Source organism: Paenibacillus sp. GSMTC-2017, from assembly GCF_016019935.1.
In the GTDB taxonomy this organism is placed as follows: domain Bacteria; phylum Bacillota; class Bacilli; order Paenibacillales; family Paenibacillaceae; genus Pristimantibacillus.
The window spans coordinates 180,784-196,731 of sequence record NZ_JAECMT010000004.1 but is presented as its reverse complement, the minus strand read 5'-3'; the positions used below and the strand labels follow the sequence as shown (position 1 = coordinate 196,731).

Annotated in this window: 12 protein-coding genes and 1 pseudogene; 6 read left to right on the top strand and 7 right to left on the bottom strand. The window is 39.8% G+C overall.

What is annotated here, in order from left to right:
• Positions 1–239: 239 nt before the first annotated feature.
• Both I6N90_RS16835 and I6N90_RS16830 read left to right on the top strand, forming a co-directional pair.
• The gene (locus I6N90_RS16835; protein WP_197936791.1) at positions 240–959 is read left to right on the top strand and encodes a glutamine amidotransferase-related protein; all 720 of its coding nucleotides are present in this window, start codon (positions 240–242) and stop codon (positions 957–959) included.
• 32 nt (positions 960–991) lie between these two features.
• Entirely contained in the window at positions 992–1,732 is a 741-nt protein-coding gene (locus tag I6N90_RS16830) for a YggS family pyridoxal phosphate-dependent enzyme (protein WP_197936790.1), read from the top strand.
• A gap of 117 nt (positions 1,733–1,849) precedes the next feature.
• Here the strand turns inward: I6N90_RS16830 and I6N90_RS16825 are convergent, their stop codons facing one another.
• The 3 genes from I6N90_RS16825 to I6N90_RS16815 are packed head-to-tail and all read right to left on the bottom strand — an operon-like array spanning position 1,850 to position 6,641.
• A complete protein-coding gene (locus I6N90_RS16825) occupies positions 1,850–2,482 on the bottom strand; it encodes a hypothetical protein (protein ID WP_197936789.1) in 633 nt (210 codons plus the stop codon).
• A 26-nt stretch (positions 2,483–2,508) separates the two neighbouring features.
• Complete coding sequence (locus I6N90_RS16820; protein WP_197936788.1) at positions 2,509–2,949, bottom strand: hypothetical protein; 441 nt, start codon at positions 2,947–2,949, stop codon at positions 2,509–2,511.
• Positions 2,950–2,963: 14 nt separating this feature from the next.
• On the bottom strand, positions 2,964–6,641 hold the full coding sequence (locus tag I6N90_RS16815) for an AAA family ATPase (RefSeq protein ID WP_197936787.1): 3,678 nt from the start codon (positions 6,639–6,641) through the stop codon (positions 2,964–2,966).
• A 377-nt stretch (positions 6,642–7,018) separates the two neighbouring features.
• Here I6N90_RS16815 and I6N90_RS16810 point away from each other — a divergent pair, with 377 nt between their 5' ends.
• The 4 genes from I6N90_RS16810 to gnd all read left to right on the top strand — a co-directional run bounded on the left by I6N90_RS16810 (position 7,019) and on the right by gnd (position 12,162).
• Positions 7,019–7,750 carry a GntR family transcriptional regulator gene (locus tag I6N90_RS16810; protein WP_197936786.1) on the top strand — a complete coding sequence of 244 codons (732 nt, stop codon included), beginning with the start codon at positions 7,019–7,021 and terminating at the stop codon, positions 7,748–7,750.
• On the top strand, positions 7,743–9,281 hold the full coding sequence (gntK, locus tag I6N90_RS16805; RefSeq protein ID WP_197936785.1) for a gluconokinase: 1,539 nt from the start codon (positions 7,743–7,745) through the stop codon (positions 9,279–9,281). The genes I6N90_RS16810 and gntK overlap by 8 nt, the downstream gene beginning before the upstream one ends.
• Positions 9,282–9,308: 27 nt before the next feature.
• Positions 9,309–10,655 (top strand): GntP family permease, encoded by a 1,347-nt coding sequence (locus tag I6N90_RS16800; RefSeq protein WP_197936784.1) that lies wholly within the window; start codon positions 9,309–9,311, stop codon positions 10,653–10,655.
• Between the two features lie 103 nt (positions 10,656–10,758).
• Entirely contained in the window at positions 10,759–12,162 is a 1,404-nt protein-coding gene (gene gnd / locus I6N90_RS16795; RefSeq protein WP_197936783.1) for a decarboxylating NADP(+)-dependent phosphogluconate dehydrogenase, read from the top strand.
• A gap of 378 nt (positions 12,163–12,540) precedes the next feature.
• On the opposite strand, the gene I6N90_RS25475 is transcribed toward gnd, so the two are convergent.
• From I6N90_RS25475 to I6N90_RS16780, 4 genes and pseudogenes are all read right to left on the bottom strand, one after another.
• Positions 12,541–12,777, bottom strand: coding sequence for a YiaA/YiaB family inner membrane protein (locus I6N90_RS25475; RefSeq protein ID WP_442950968.1), 237 nt, complete (start codon positions 12,775–12,777; stop codon positions 12,541–12,543).
• Positions 12,778–12,834: 57 nt separating this feature from the next.
• Positions 12,835–13,017 (bottom strand): annotated as a pseudogene (locus I6N90_RS25470) (YiaA/YiaB family inner membrane protein); the annotation flags it as partial.
• A gap of 96 nt (positions 13,018–13,113) precedes the next feature.
• Positions 13,114–13,695 (bottom strand): hypothetical protein, encoded by a 582-nt coding sequence (locus I6N90_RS16785; RefSeq protein ID WP_197936781.1) that lies wholly within the window; start codon positions 13,693–13,695, stop codon positions 13,114–13,116.
• 145 nt (positions 13,696–13,840) lie between these two features.
• Positions 13,841–15,892: a serine hydrolase domain-containing protein gene (locus I6N90_RS16780; protein ID WP_197936780.1), complete on the bottom strand. Its 2,052-nt coding sequence runs from the start codon at positions 15,890–15,892 to the stop codon at positions 13,841–13,843.
• Positions 15,893–15,948: the final 56 nt, after the last annotated feature.

Sequence of the window (15,948 nt, the reverse complement as noted above, 5' to 3'; positions counted from 1 at the left end):
TTTCTATTTTAATAGGTAATACGAATCGTCTTATAGCTAATCATAGGTAAATTATATCGTTAAAGCAGTATTAGCGAATAGTGAAAGCCATTTCATAGGCTATACCTATCGTTATGAGTAAAGATCTAGGATTGAACGAATAGATCGAACTAGATATGATAATGAAAAATTAACGGATTCCCTTATGGCCGGATTTAACATCCACTTATCACTTATCACTTATATAAAGGAGTGAACTTATGCGTATTCATTTTATTATTCACGAGCTTTTCGAAGGGCCTGGCGCATTTCAGATTTGGGCTGAGGAAAGAGGACATCATATCGAATATTCCAGATTATATGCCGGGGAAGCACTCCCAACATCTCCTGAAGAAATTGATCTATTACTAGTATTAGGAGGCCCTCAGAGTACAACTACAACTTTGGAAGAGTGTCCCCACTTTGATGCTGCAGCGGAAATCGCACTAATTAATCGTTTCATCCAGGCGAATAAAGCGGTAATAGGCGTTTGCTTGGGGGCACAGCTTATAGGTGAAGCTTTGGGAGCAAGATGCGAGCGAAGTCCAGAAAAGGAAATAGGAAACTTCCCCATATTCTTTACAGAGGACAGCAAAAACAATCCAAAATTCATACACTTCGGTGAAACTTGTACGGTAGGTCATTGGCATAATGATATGCCTGGATTAACAGATGATTGCACAATAATCGCTTATAGCGAAGCTTGTCCCCGTCAAATTATACAATATAATGAACGTGTGTACGGCTTTCAATGTCATATGGAATTTACAAAAGAGCTAATCGAGCTGTTAATCGCTCATTCAGAAGCGCAACTGTCTGAGCAGAACAATAACCGATTCGTTCAGCAACCAGATCAGCTTAAGCAATACGATTATACGTTAATGAATCGACATCTATTTATATTTTTAGACGAGTTGGTAGAAGAAATAGTGAGGAAATAAACCGTAGTTTGTATAAAGAAAGAGGGTATCATATGACGCATATCGTTAAAACAAATCTCGAAGCGATTAGACAAGAGATGCTACTAGCATGCCAAATTTCAGGAAGAAATATAGATGACGTTACGTTGCTTCTCGCAACAAAAACAGTTCCCCTTGAGAAGCTGCAAGTAGCCATTCAAGAGGGCGCAACCTTATTTGGCGAAAATAAAGCCCAAGAACTTTGCGGCAAACTCCCACTCATGGAGCAGTACAAACAAGTCGAATGGCATTTCATCGGTCATTTGCAGACGAATAAAGTAAAAGATGTTATTCATCATGTGACGCTGATCCATTCGGTTGATCGCTTAAAGCTAGGGCAGGCGTTGCACAATCAACTCCTCAAAGAAAATAAAACGATGGACATATTGGTACAAGTCAACACTTCCTACGAAGAGAGCAAATTTGGTGTTCCACCGGAGGAAGCCTTAGAGTTGGTTCGTCAATTATCACAATTTGAAACGTTAACCATAAAGGGATTAATGACGATCGGCAAATTACATGCTACAAATGACGAAACTAGAGGTTGCTTCCGACTATTACGACAAGTACAGGCACAAATAATTGAAATGAAGTTGCCTCGTGTAGAAATGGGCATCCTCTCAATGGGAATGTCAGGGGATTTTAAAGTCGCTATCGAAGAAGGAGCAACCCTCATTAGAGTGGGAACAAACGTATTTGGTCCACGTTATCTTCCTGATGAGTATTATTGGAATGAAAATAAACCTATTTATTAGAAAGCTAACTATTCATGCAGTCTAATGTAAACTGGATCATCTGGAATGAACAGCTCGCCCCCTGTGCATTGTAGAGCAATAAATCCCAAGGGGCACGCTACTATTCATCATTAACAATTATTGACCAGTTACCGTATACACATTAGCAGAACCTACCGGAGTTGCGTTGAAATAAACGCTGTTTTGAGCTGCCCCAGGAAATTTGACCCCGTATGTAATACCGCCGCCTCCATCTTTAACACCTATAATTTCAACTTTACTTGGAACAGGGATATTAAATGCCATAGGTTTATGCAGTATGCCTATATTTGTTGCAAGTACAACCCCATCCACCTTCACTGTTACAAAATCGCCATCTTCCGCGGCAAAATCCCATATCAACATGCGGCTAGTGGTCGTATCCTTTTTCATCGCAATTTCGTAATCTCTCGGCTCTAAATCCGCTGTTTCATCTGTTGTTGTTAATGTTGTGCCAGCAGCCATTCCTTTGCCTATTCCATTAGCTTGAACATCCTTTAGAGTAGCTGTTGAAGATCCGCTCATATACAAGACAACTATAAATACAATAAGTCCAGATAGTCCAACCCATAATCGTTGCTTGTTCTTTGTTTTCACCTTAGGGGGTGATTGGTGGCCTACAGCTCCCATCTGCTGCCTTAAATGATCGCCAACATTTACATTATGATTTGTCGAATATTCACTTTGCTGGTTTGATTTCGGCTGATTCATATTCTTGTGTTCGTTATCCACTTTTATTCTCCTTGAGAAATCGTATTCTATTCATTTGCTTTCCGCTGAACAAGAGGATACTTCCAATACAACAAAGACATTAGTAAACGAATGACAATAAAGGCGATAATTGCATATGCAATAGCCTCTCCTTTAGAATACGCCCCCTCATCAGCCCATTTATTAATAAAAATAAATCCTGCAGAAATTGCTACGTAGGTAAATAAACAGAATTGAAGCAGTGGCAACAGGATCGTAACCTTACGATAAGGAATACCCAAAAATTTGAACCTCATCGCTAAATAAACATAAAGACTAACATAACAAAATACGAAAATGCTGTTGGTTTGCGCTGGAATTTCGTATTGTAGAGCATCCCGTAGTTCAAAAAATGTTATTATAGGCAACAATAATGTAAGCACAATAACAAATGGTATCATTACAGTATGAAAGAAGATTATTGCAAAAAACCACTTAATTACATTCATATCATCACCTCCGTCTATCCTTCAAAATCTCCCGATACGAGTGTCGATAATTCCTCGGCCGTAGCATTTGTATTTGCACTTATACGCATAGCATGAATTCTTATCGCTTTTTCCACCAAGTTTCGGACTAGTCGACCGTTTCCTGCTGTAATATCTCCCTCATAAGTCTTAAGAATAGCGAGAAGCGTTGCTTCAGCTTCATTAGCTAACGCATATCCTTGCCCCTTAACGATCAAATGCGCAATTTGCAACATTTCCTCCGCTGTGTAATCAGAGAAAGTAATAATATTAGGAAATCTAGATCTAAGTCCTGCATTACTGCTTAAGAAATGATCCATATCTTTGTCATAACCTGCAAGTATAACGATGAGCCTATCTCTGTAATCATCCATCGCTTTGACGAGTGTATCAATTGCTTCCTGACCGAATTGATCTCCCTCCGCTAATGCGTAAGCTTCATCAACAAATAATATCCCGCCTAGCGCTCGCTCAATGACTTCCTTTGTTTTAAGCGCAGTTTGTCCGACATATCCAGCAACCAAGCCTGAACGATCCGTTTCTACTAGTGTTTCTGCTCTGACTACACCAAGCTCCTTAAGTCTCTTAGCCAAAATTCGCGCAATCGTCGTTTTACCCGTTCCCGGATTTCCTTTGAACACCATATGGAGAGCTTGGGCAGAGGCTTTAGGCAGACCCATTTCTGAACGACGCTTAGCTACCTCAATTTGTGCTGATAAACTTCTCACAAAATCTTTCACAGACGGCAGACCAACAACGGCATCTAGTGCTCCTAACGCATTACCCGGTTGATCGGATAAACCTGCTTTATCCACTAGTCCGAAGTCTATTGCTGAAAGCTCATTCAATTTATCTTTCGGAACATCTGAGTGTTCTGTAAGACGTTCAGCTTGCTTGCGTATAGCATTCTCTAACATGTTGCGAACAAGACGACCGTTTCCGCCGTCCTTTTTACCTGGAATCTGCTTCTCATTGAAATATGAAGTAAGCAATCCCGCTTCGAAAGGAGCCAGAACAAAACCACGTGCCTTAATCATAATTGAGGCAATCTGTTGCATTTCCTCTGCCGTATAATCAGGAAACTCTATATGTAGTGGGAAACGTGAGGACAACCCCGGGTTGATTTGGACAAACCGCTGCATATCTTCGGTATAACCAGCCAAAATAACAACTAAATTGTCTTTATGGAGCTCAATTAATCGAACCAACGTATCAATTGCTTCCTTGCCGAAGCCCCCGCCTTGCACACCATCTTGCGCCAGCGCATAGGCTTCATCGATGAACAGCACCCCACCAAGAGCTGATTCAACAACAAGCTTCGTTTTATTAGCAGTCTGACCGACATATTGACCGACTAGATCAGAGCGGTCTACCTCAATTAATTGTCCTTTTTTCAAATACCCCATTGACCGAAGCATACCTGCAAGTAAACGAGCCATTGTTGTTTTTCCAGTTCCAGGGTTACCTGAGAAAATCATATTGAGCGTTTGTCCCGTATTTACTAAAACGCCTGCTTCTTTCCGCATCCGATCCACGATAAGTTGCTTCTCTAGCGTTCGGACGAACATTTTGACGGAATCCAAGCCAACGATTCCAGCAAGCTCATTTTCGATATTAAAGGCTTCCTTTTCTCCAATTCCAAAGTCAGCCTCGATCAATAATTGCAAGTCCGTATCTGTTATTTTGTCCGCCAACATCCCACCAATACGAGTTGCTTGCTTACGAACAGCCTCTTCAAATAAGTTACGAACGAGTCGCCCATTACCACTGTCATTGCGGCCCGGAATTTGCTTTTGATCAAACAATTCTACTAAACCTTCATTAATGCTAGGCTCAATCCTAAAACCATTTCTGCCCACCATTTGTGTCATGATTTCAAGCATATCTTCTGCCTTGTAATCTGGGAATTCTACAATGAATGGGAACCTTGAACGCAGACCAGGGTTAGAACGTAGAAACGTCTCCATCTCTTGCGTGTACCCTGCCAGCACTACAACCAAATTATTTCTATTGTCTTCCATTGCTTTAACTACTGTGTCGATTGCTTCTATCCCGAATGTATCATTATCATGACGCGCGAGCGTATATGCTTCGTCGATGAACAATACACCTCCGAGTGCCTCATTAACCCGAGCCATCGTCTTCGGAGCGGTAGAGCCTACATACTGGCCAACTAGATCTTGTCTGGTCACTTCAATTAACTGGCCTTGTGGAAGCAGCCCTAGCGACTTTAGAATTCTACCAATCAAGCGGGCAACCGTCGTTTTTCCCGTTCCGGGGTTCCCTGTGAATACCATGTGAAGCGACATCGCAATAGCTCTATCACCTTCTCTAGCTCTTAACTTGTTGATCTGAACCGTTTCCATAAGCTCATACACAAACTTTTTCACAGATTCTAGACCAGTTAGCGCGTTTAATTCTTTCAAAACATCTTCAATAGACTCTTGTTGAACGAACGATACAGCTCTTATAGGAATTTCAAGTGTGTTCGACTCTACAACAAAAGTGGCATTTTTATATTGGATATTAACATAAGCATTGCGCTCAATTTCATTCCGTGCCCGTAAACCTGACAATACGACCGTAAGTTCGCCTTCAATCCAGTCCTTTACTGCCTCTCCAAACGTTTTATTCATGGCTGCTATATCGGCCAAAGCATCATACGTAGAAGGATGGATTGTAATCGTCATTTGCAACTGCCGTGACAAATCATTTACCGCTGCCCCTAATAATATCTCAGCAATCCGCCGCATCGTCACCCGATCTAGTGGAGAGGCAATAGCAGTTGCTTGAATCGTTTGTAAGATATTTGCGGGTAGATGCCTTGTAAGCTCAGAGGGAAGCTGACCATACTGACCCGTTCTTTCTACAGGCTCATCGATATAGAAAATGATGAAATAGCCCGCTGCGCTTATCCGAACGCCTTCTTTGGTTCGGAAGCTGTCTTCCTTAGCCAGCTGTGCGACCAAGTTAATAATAGTAGGGTCAGCTTCCTTAATTCCTCTAAATATTACTGTACCTGCTGGATGCTGAAAGGCTTCAGCCATATCTTTAATGAAGTTTCCTGTTATTTCATCAGCTTCATAACGTTTCAGATTGATATCCGAAATGCGTGGACTGGTGGTTAACTCGTTCGTATGTAGCTCCCTCACTATTTTTTCCAAAGCTGTTTTTTTACCCGTCCCGGCTGCACCGGCGAGCAAAATAACATTCTTCACTCTATTTAAATTGTTATTTATGTACCCCTGTTTATACCCAGCTACCAAGTCTTGAGTGAATAATTGCTGCCCGATTACTTTACTATTAACGTTTTTCTCCACTTCCTGAAAAAGCTGATCCAACTGCTTTGGAGCTACAGCTTTATCCGTTTTTCCTTGAGATATCTCAGAAGAAGGATTCATTGGCATTTGCTTAGATTGAGAATGTTGTGGCTGCTGACCCTGATTTGCTGCATGTGGTGCGGGATATCCTGCATTTGCATAACCATGACCTGTACTTGGATGACCAACATTTCCACTATACTGCATTGGTTGCGAGTACTGCCCCGCTCCTGATGGAGCCGGAGGGGTTTCCTTTTTAGTGAAAAACCCCTTTTCTCTAACTAAACTCACCATCTGAGTTTCAGGAAAAAGAAATTTTAGCACATTCACGAGCTTTTTCCGTTTGATTCCCATACTACCTGTTACCCCTCCTAAAGATGCATGACAATCCTAGTTCACAATTACTATATTATACTATACGAATGTCATTATTTGACTACGTTAATGATAAAAGAAACGCCTTATTTCTAATAGGATACTCTTATACCTATCTACACAGAATACATATCACAATAGACTGTAAAAAGGAGCACTTGATAATCAAGACTCCTGAAATAGCTAATAAATCATTTACTTCGTGTAATTTACCTGTGATAGCAAGCGAATAATGCTAGAGCATAATCTGAAATATTAGGCTTTAACAGCAACCAAATTAAAGCGCTTGCAATATTTTTATTATTAGTTATAATACTTGTATACAAGTATACTAATTCGATTGAGAAGGTGAACAGATGACCCAATCACGGGAGTTTCTATATCCCACCAAATGGCTTTCGAAAGCTTCTTCTGGTGATCGTGTAGCTTGCGAATTAAGAATGCGCATTATTTCCGGCGAGATTGAAAGCGGAACCATTCTTTCAGAAAATAAATTAGCTGCCGATTTTGCTGTCAGTCGCTCACCGATTCGTGAAGCGTTAAAAATACTGGCAACTGAAAATATGATCCGTTTAGAAAGAATGGGTGCGGTTGTTGTTGGTTTATCAGAAAAAGAAATAGAAGAAATATATGATGTCCGCTTGCTCATAGAATCATTTGTATTTGAACGAATTGTAAAGATGGACATTCATGAATTAGTAAAGGAACTTAGTAAAATACTAGAAATGATGAAAGTCTCGATCAAATATAGTGACGCTGATGAGTTTTCATACCAAGATGTCTTGTTCCATGAAACGATTATTCGTTCAGTAAATCATTCACACATCGTGATGATCTGGAACAATTTGAAGCCTGTTATGGAAAGTATGATTCTTTTGTCCATGCGTAAGCGCTTAAAAGAAAAGCAAGAAGACTTTAACCGAATTATAAAAAATCATGAACTTTATATAGAAGCAATCAAAACAAAAGATAGAGACCTCATGATTCAGTCATTACATGAAAACTTTGATGATGTTCAGGGGAAGGTAGAAGATCTGTGGACATCACAACAAATGCTTTCAAAAGGAGTTGGGCAAAAAATTGACTAACTATATGTTAGCTGTAGATATCGGCACAACAAGTACAAAAGCCGTTTTATTTAGTGAAAAAGGCGATGTCATTCAAAACGAAAATATTGGATACCCGCTTTATACACCGGATATGTCGACAGCTGAGCAAGACCCAGAAGAAATTTTCCAAGCAGCCTTGCAAGCCGTTTCAAATATTATGAAAAATCATTCCCAGAAAAAGTTGTTGTTTATTTCATTCAGCAGTGCAATGCATAGTGTCATTGCAATGGATGAAGATGATCAACCACTAACACCTTGTATTACTTGGGCAGACAACCGAAGTGAAGCATGGGCACATAAAATTAAAAAAGAATTAAATGGTCATGAGGTCTATAAGCGTACGGGAACACCGATTCACCCCATGTCGCCATTAAGTAAAATCACATGGATTGTGAATGATTTGCCAGAGATCGCAGCTAAGACCAAAAAGTATATTGGAATTAAAGAATACATTTTCAAAAAGTTCTTTGATCAATATGTGGTGGATCATTCCCTTGCTTCAGCTATGGGTATGATGAATCTCCATACACTGGATTGGGATGAAGAAGCTTTAACGATTGCTGGCGTAACACCTGACCAATTATCCCAGCTCGTACCAACAACCAAAATATTTACAGGTTGTGATGCAAGCTTAGCTAAACAGATTGGCATCGATCCGCAAACACCATTTGTTATTGGCGCAAGCGATGGCGTTCTTTCTAATTTGGGTGTCAATGCGATACGTAAAGGAGAAATTGCTGTCACTATCGGGACAAGCGGTGCCATTCGTACCATTATCGACAAGCCAAAAACAAATGATAAGGGCAGAACTTTCTGTTATGCCTTAACAGAAAATCATTGGGTAATTGGCGGACCGGTAAACAATGGCGGTATGGTCCTTCGCTGGATTCGTGATGAATTTGCTTCTTCGGAAGTAGAAACAGCAAAAAGACTAGGAATTGATCCTTATGAGGTATTAACGAAGATTGCAGAACGTGTCAGACCAGGTTCTGATGGATTGTTATTCCATCCATACCTTGCTGGTGAACGTGCTCCATTATGGAATCCGGACGTACGCGGCTCATTCTTCGGTTTGACGATGTCACATAAGAAAGAACATATGATTCGTGCAGCGCTAGAAGGGGTTATATACAATCTATACACCGTCTTTTTAGCATTAATCGAATGTATGGACTCACCTGTAACTCGCATTCAAGCTACTGGAGGTTTCGCAAGATCTGATGTGTGGCGGCAAATGATGTCCGACATATTCGCATCTGAAGTTGTTGTTCCAGAAAGCTACGAAAGCTCTTGCCTAGGTGCTTGTATTTTAGGTCTGTATGCGACAGGGAAAATCGATTCGTTCGAAGTCGTTTCTGAAATGGTGGGCACTACCGTCAAACATACACCAAATGAAGAAGCAACAAAGGAATATAGGCAGCTGCTTGCGATTTTCATTAGTCTATCCAGAGTACTAGAAGAGGACTACACAAAGATTGCTAATTACCAAAGAAGTTTAATCAAGAACTAACTAGATAAACATCAGGGGGAAACGACAATGCCATTAGTTATTGTAGCCATTGGGGTTTTAGCATTATTAATTTTAATAATGGGATTCAAATTAAACACCTTTATTTCATTAATTATCGTATCAATTGGTGTCGCTTTAGCACTTGGAATGCCTGTAAACGAAATTGTCAAAACCATTGAAACCGGAATAGGCGGAACACTTGGTCACTTAGCGTTAGTCTTTGGTCTTGGAGCAATGTTGGGTAAGCTCATCGCTGACTCTGGCGGTGCTCAACGTATCGCGATGACCCTCGTTCATAAGTTTGGCGAAAAAAATATTCAATGGGCAGTCGTAGCTGCTTCATTCATTATCGGTGTTGCGTTATTTTTCGAAGTAGGACTAGTGTTGTTGATTCCAATCGTATTCGCGATTTCAAGAGAACTTAAAATTTCTATCCTTTATCTTGGTATTCCGATGGCTGCGGCTTTGTCCGTAACTCATGGTTTCTTGCCTCCTCATCCAGGTCCTACTGTTATTTCAGGTGAATATGGTGCGGACATTGGTGAAGTTTTACTTTACGGTTTCATTATTTCCATTCCAACCGTTCTTATTGCTGGACCTCTATTTACTAAGCTTGCAAAAAAATTCGTACCTGCATCATTTACGAAAACGGGCAACATCGCCTCTTTAGGTGAACAAAAAGTATTTAAATTAGAAGATACACCTGGGTTTGGTATCAGTGTATTTACTGCAATGCTTCCTGTTATTCTAATGGCGATTGGTACTACTATTACTTTGCTTCAAAAAACGATGGGCTTCGCAGATAATAGTTTGCTTGCAGCTATCCGTTTCATCGGTGATGCATCAACTTCTATGTTGATTTCCTTGCTAGTGGCTATCTACACGATGGGATTAGCAAGAAAAATTCCAATTAAAACAATTATGGAATCTTGTACAACTGCGATTACTCATATTGGTATGATGCTTTTGATTATCGGGGGTGGCGGAGCCTTCAAACAAGTATTGATTAATGGCGGCGTAGGTGACTATGTAGCTGAAATATTCAACGGAACATCATTATCACCAATCTTGCTTGCTTGGATGATCGCTGCAATCTTACGTATTTCATTAGGTTCTGCTACAGTTGCAGCTCTTACAACTGCTGGTCTAGTTATTCCACTTCTTGGACAAACGGACGTTAATCTTGCTTTGGTCGTGCTTGCAACAGGCGCGGGCAGCTTGATCGCTTCCCATGTTAACGATGCTGGCTTCTGGATGTTCAAAGAGTACTTTGGTCTAACGATGAAAGAAACATTTGCAACATGGACAGTGCTTGAAACAATCGTTTCTGTATGTGGATTAGGATTTGTTCTATTGCTAAGTCTAGTCGTATAAACCATCATTTCCAGGCAGTGGCCCTGCTTATAGACTTAGTATTTTCTAGGTGTATAAGTGAGGGCTTACTGTCTATTAATCTTGCAAAGAGGTGCAGACAGATATGTTGAATACAATCGGCGTCATTGGATTAGGAGTTATGGGCAGTAATATCGCTTTGAACATGGCTAATAAAGGTGAGCGTGTCGCTGTCTATAATTATACGAGAGATTTAACTGATAAACTTATTATTAAACTTGAAGGTCAATCCATTCAGCCCTACTACGAAGTTCAAGATTTTGTTCAATCTTTAGAAGTACCACGGAAAATTTTCCTTATGGTCACAGCAGGCAAACCGATTGATTCGGTAATAGCTGCACTAGTGCCTTTCCTTGAAGCTGGCGATGTCATTATGGACGGTGGAAACTCCCATTACGAAGATACAGAACGTAGATATGATGAGTTGAAAGCACAAGGAATCGGTTATTTAGGAATCGGTATTTCTGGAGGCGAGGTTGGTGCTTTAGAGGGACCTTCGATCATGCCTGGTGGAGATAGAGACGTTTATGAAAAAGTAGCTCCTATTCTTACAAAGATAGCAGCCCAAGTGGACGGAGAACCTTGTTGTGCTTATCTTGGTCCAAAAGGTTCGGGCCACTTTGTAAAGATGGTTCATAACGGCATCGAATATGCTGATATGCAATTAATCGCAGAAGCCTATACTTTTTTGAGAAAACGGTTGAACTTAGCGGTTAATGAAATTGCTGCTATTTTTGAAACATGGAATCAGGGTGAGCTGAAAAGTTATTTGATCGAAATTACAGCCCAAATTTTACGAAAAAAGGATGACTTAACAGGTCTGCCGCTGATTGATGTCATTCTTGATAAAACAGGACAAAAAGGCACAGGCAAATGGACAAGCATGCAAGCAATCGATAACGGTATTGCTTCATCAATCATTACAGAGTCTCTGTTTGCGCGTTATATCTCCTCTTTGAAAGAAGAGAGGGTTATTGCAGCAGAAATTCTATCCGGCCCGGATTCGGATCAGCCAAGTTTAGATAAAGATTTGTGGATAGAGCACGTTAGACAAGCCTTATATATGGGCAAAGTTTGTGCTTACACACAAGGATTTACACAATATAAAAAGAGTTCTGAGCTTTACGGATGGGGTTTACCTTTAAAGGATATTGCTCGCATTTTCCGCGGTGGTTGTATTATTCGTGCACAATTTTTGAACGTAATCAGCGATGCGCATGAAGCACAGCCGGGTCTTGCGAATCTATTAATCGCTCCTTACTTTGCTGAAAAGGTCAAAGAGTATCAAGCTGGACTACGAAAGGTTGTTTGTGACGGCGTCACTAACGGTATCGGGCTTCCATGTTTAAGTTCATCCGTAACTTATTACGATTCTTATCGGACAGGCATGTCAAATGCTAACCTTTTGCAAGCACAACGGGATTATTTCGGCGCCCATACGTATGAACGGACTGATGTAACAGGTTCTTTCCATACAAACTGGCAGTAATCGATTAGTTGAAGTCATTTCGTAACTTCGTCATTCCGCAAAATGACCAATAAATAACCAAAGCCCCAATGAAGATAAGCTTCTTCTTCATTGGGGCTTTCAAATCGTTATTAGTATTAGCGCACGTTCCCGAGCTTTTGGCTAACGAACCCAGTAAATCTTATTTGAATAAATTGTATCGTTTAAAACTTTTAACGAACCCCAGAATGCTTATTCCGAGCAAAGTGACTTTATTTCACTCAAAAACTACTCGATAACGTTACTGGAGTTCGTTAGACCTAATTACAAGTCATTTCCTTCAATATAAGCACAATACGATTCGTTAACGAATCAGTATTCTACTGAAAAGTAGACTCAGATTAATTTAAAGATCGAAGGTTACCCCTGAAAAGTCCTTTTCGCATCTTCTTCGGCAATAATTTCTTTGTCTTCTGCGTTATCTCTTGTTACTTTCTGGACGCCAATGGCGCTATATGATATCAACAAAATAACAGCTATGTAATATCCTTTAACATTTAACTCAAATGGAGCGTTATAAAGGCCAATTAAAAACATCACGTACCCGATAACTAAACCTGCAATAGCCATCGCAGAAAAAGCTCCTGTATTTCTCATTCGATGTTTCGGATTTTCCAAACGAATTTCTTTATCTTCCGTATTGTCCCTTACGACCTTTTGCACAACGATACAGGTAATCGTTATTAACACCATACAAAGCAAATAATACCCTTTTACATTTAATTCCCAATCAGCGTTATACACACCTAAACAGTATAGAAAAAGACCTGAAGCGAGTGCAAAATACGATGCCGCTGTAAAAGCAGACGTATTCCGTTTGCGATATCTCTGGTTCATCTGACAATTCCTCTCCCAATACAGAATTAAATAGCACTATATCCTTCTCCACTATACCGTGGAAAAGTGAATAATTCTACCATGTTTTGGATTGTTTTAGGAAAAATCAGGATTTAAAAGTTGATATATGACTGCACAGACCGCCCCCACCGTCCCGCAAATGATATCAATCATCGTATCCGTTAAACTGCCATTTTGCGAAACAAGTCCGAATAGCTGGTCCACTGTGAACTCATAGATTTCCCAAACTCCAGCCATTGCAATTGAGAAGTAGAAGGCGAACCAAATGATGATCGTTGCAGGCAATTTGTTTAATCCTTTACGCTTAGCCATTTTGTTCACGATGAATTGTCCTACAAAAAATAAAATAACACCAGACATCAGATGTTCAATTTTATCTAGATAGGGAATGACAGCATACATATTAAATAAGTTGGCAAGCATCATCGTGATTACGATAAAGATCAGTACCGACAATCGCAGTGCGGGAGGCAATTCACTCTTCGTCCAAATGATTAATCCTCTAAAGAGCAAAAGAACGGTAATGATGAGAGCAGCTTGAAAACATTTTCCATATGCTCCGATCGTGCCAAAATAAATAATGGATAATCCGCATATGACGTACAAAACAATTTCAAAGGCATGAATAAACCTATGATTTCTAACCCTATTTTGCATAGTAGTTCCCTTCTTCTGACTGAACTTGTGTTAATAAATCATACTATCTCTCTTCTATATTGTTACAAAGCTGATCAATATCTATCCGTAAAAAACAGGCGAATATAATTCGCCTGCTTCACTTTATCTTCTCTATTGGACGAGCCTATTTATTCTTCAACTTAATTTTGAATACATCCCCCGCATTACCGCCAAATACAATCATTCCACCTTCAGGCAGAACTACTGAATAATTGTTTGTAGCCTTTGAGAAATTCACAACCATTCCCTTTGCGTCATAAACGGCAAATCCTCCACTTGTCGGAGCATCCACACTCATAACTCGATTTGATAATTTTTTATCAAGTTTATACCAAACCGTGTGACCATTTGATGGAATGGTGGCAGTTGATGAGTTACCGTTATAAATCGAATGAATAGCGTCTTCGCTCACATAGGTTCGTCCAGCAGCTTTTAAATACTCCCTATCGTTCTCGTTATAAAAGTTCAAATCAAATGTATCCCTTCCAAATAATACAGGAATTTCAACGACGTTTACTGCAAGATTGTTGTCGACAATTTTAGCACCCGATGCATAGCCATGATCGATATCAACGGATATATATTGGGTCAAACTTGATTGTAGATACGCTAATGAAGTTATTTTCTCATCTACAGTGTAGTAACTTTTCCCGTCTCTACTTTCCCATACTGATTTTGTTGCTTGACTTAGAGGATTGGGATCTAATTTTTGATATTCATACAGTGCGGCAACCCCATATCCTAATCCCGGGAAATTCAACTGAGCATTAAGCTTTATATAAATCTTTCCATTCTTCTGTTTGTCAAAGCTTATCGCTACATCTCCATCTTTGTTTTTAAACTGTCCATTGCCGGTATACACATATGTTTGAGATGGAATCATGCCCCCTATTAGAGCAGGTAAATTAATCTCTCCATTTTTTATTTCGAAATTAAACGTTTCACCTACCAATCCGTATACTCCAGAGTAAGATAACAGATCTGATGGCATATCAACTTTTAAGGCAGGTTCAAATGTTTTTGGAGGAAGGATCTCTTTAATGATACCTTTCGCTTTCACATATTCCAATAAAATGGAAGAGGCATATGCCGTATTAAAAACTGAAGTCCCTCCTGATGAAAGTACAGCCATAGAAATATTATGTTCTGGAAGAGTAATCAACGCTGAGTGATACAATTGCAAATCTCCACCTTTAGACAATGCCGTTATACCATAATTACTAAATGGGGCTAGACTAACTGCATCCCAGCCAAGGCCAAAATTAATGTAATTAAACTCTTCAGAAACCCACATCCCTTTTCTATACTCATGAGCTTGCATCGCTGTTGCCGACTTTTCAGATAATATATCTGTTCGGTTTCCTATTACTACTTCAGCGAACTTAGCAACTTCTTCTGCGGTTGAATATAAGCCACCCGTACCAATTGTAACTGAGTTTTCTACTGGTAAAGCCTGATCTATTGTAGGATAATACGTTTTTGCGAGCTTACCTCTATCAAATGAATCAAGTGGGGTTTTGGTAGAGGTCAACTGAAGAGGCTTACTAATATAGGTCTCAATAAATTTGCTATAACTTAAACCACTAACTCGTTCAATCAATAATTCAAGTAACTGAAATCCATCATTACAATATACTGAATATTCGCCTGGGCTCGACTTTAAACGTTGTGATTGTAAACTTAATAATAATCCATCTTGATTTCTTGTATCATTATCATCAAACAACGAGCTATTTCCGTAATGTGAACCATAAAGTCCTGATGAGTGGTTCATTAACATACGAGGCGTAATTAACATATATCGTTCATCGTTCATTTTAAACTCTTTCAAATAGGTGACGAGCGGTTTATCAATATCAATCTTCTTAGAGTCAGCTAACATCATCGTTGCAGCAGCAGTGTACACTTTACTTATTGAGGCTATCGCAAACATCGTATCTTTTGTTATCGGTTCATTGGTAGCTTTATCGAATACACCCGCACTGCTCGATAAAACGATAGAGCCTTTATCCATAATGGCATACTGTATTCCGCTTACCCCATAATTGGATACCATCGTAGACGCCAATTGGTGTGCCTTTTCTTTTACAGGATCAAGATTCGTTTTAGCAAAAGCAGGTGTTACCGTTATTGTAATGAGCATTGTGGCAATTAATATAGAAACTGTCTTCTTCACTGTTACTTCCTCCTTATAGCTACATTCAAATGTTTTTTGCGCTACATCCAGCATAA

Bases quoted from the DNA above. Each gene is read 5' to 3' on its own strand.
- I6N90_RS16820 (WP_197936788.1), bottom strand. From the start codon at position 2,949: ATGAATGTAATTAAGTGGTTTTTTGCAATAATCTTCTTTCATACTGTA.
- I6N90_RS16810 (WP_197936786.1), top strand. From the start codon at position 7,019: ATGACCCAATCACGGGAGTTTCTATATCCCACCAAATGGCTTTCGAAA.
- I6N90_RS16835 (WP_197936791.1), top strand. From the start codon at position 240: ATGCGTATTCATTTTATTATTCACGAGCTTTTCGAAGGGCCTGGCGCA.
- gnd (WP_197936783.1), top strand. From the start codon at position 10,759: ATGTTGAATACAATCGGCGTCATTGGATTAGGAGTTATGGGCAGTAAT.
- I6N90_RS16815 (WP_197936787.1), bottom strand. From the start codon at position 6,641: ATGGGAATCAAACGGAAAAAGCTCGTGAATGTGCTAAAATTTCTTTTT.
- I6N90_RS16785 (WP_197936781.1), bottom strand. From the start codon at position 13,695: ATGCAAAATAGGGTTAGAAATCATAGGTTTATTCATGCCTTTGAAATT.
- I6N90_RS16830 (WP_197936790.1), top strand. From the start codon at position 992: ATGACGCATATCGTTAAAACAAATCTCGAAGCGATTAGACAAGAGATG.
- I6N90_RS16800 (WP_197936784.1), top strand. From the start codon at position 9,309: ATGCCATTAGTTATTGTAGCCATTGGGGTTTTAGCATTATTAATTTTA.
- I6N90_RS25475 (WP_442950968.1), bottom strand. From the start codon at position 12,777: ATGAGAAATACAGGAGCTTTTTCTGCGATGGCTATTGCAGGTTTAGTT.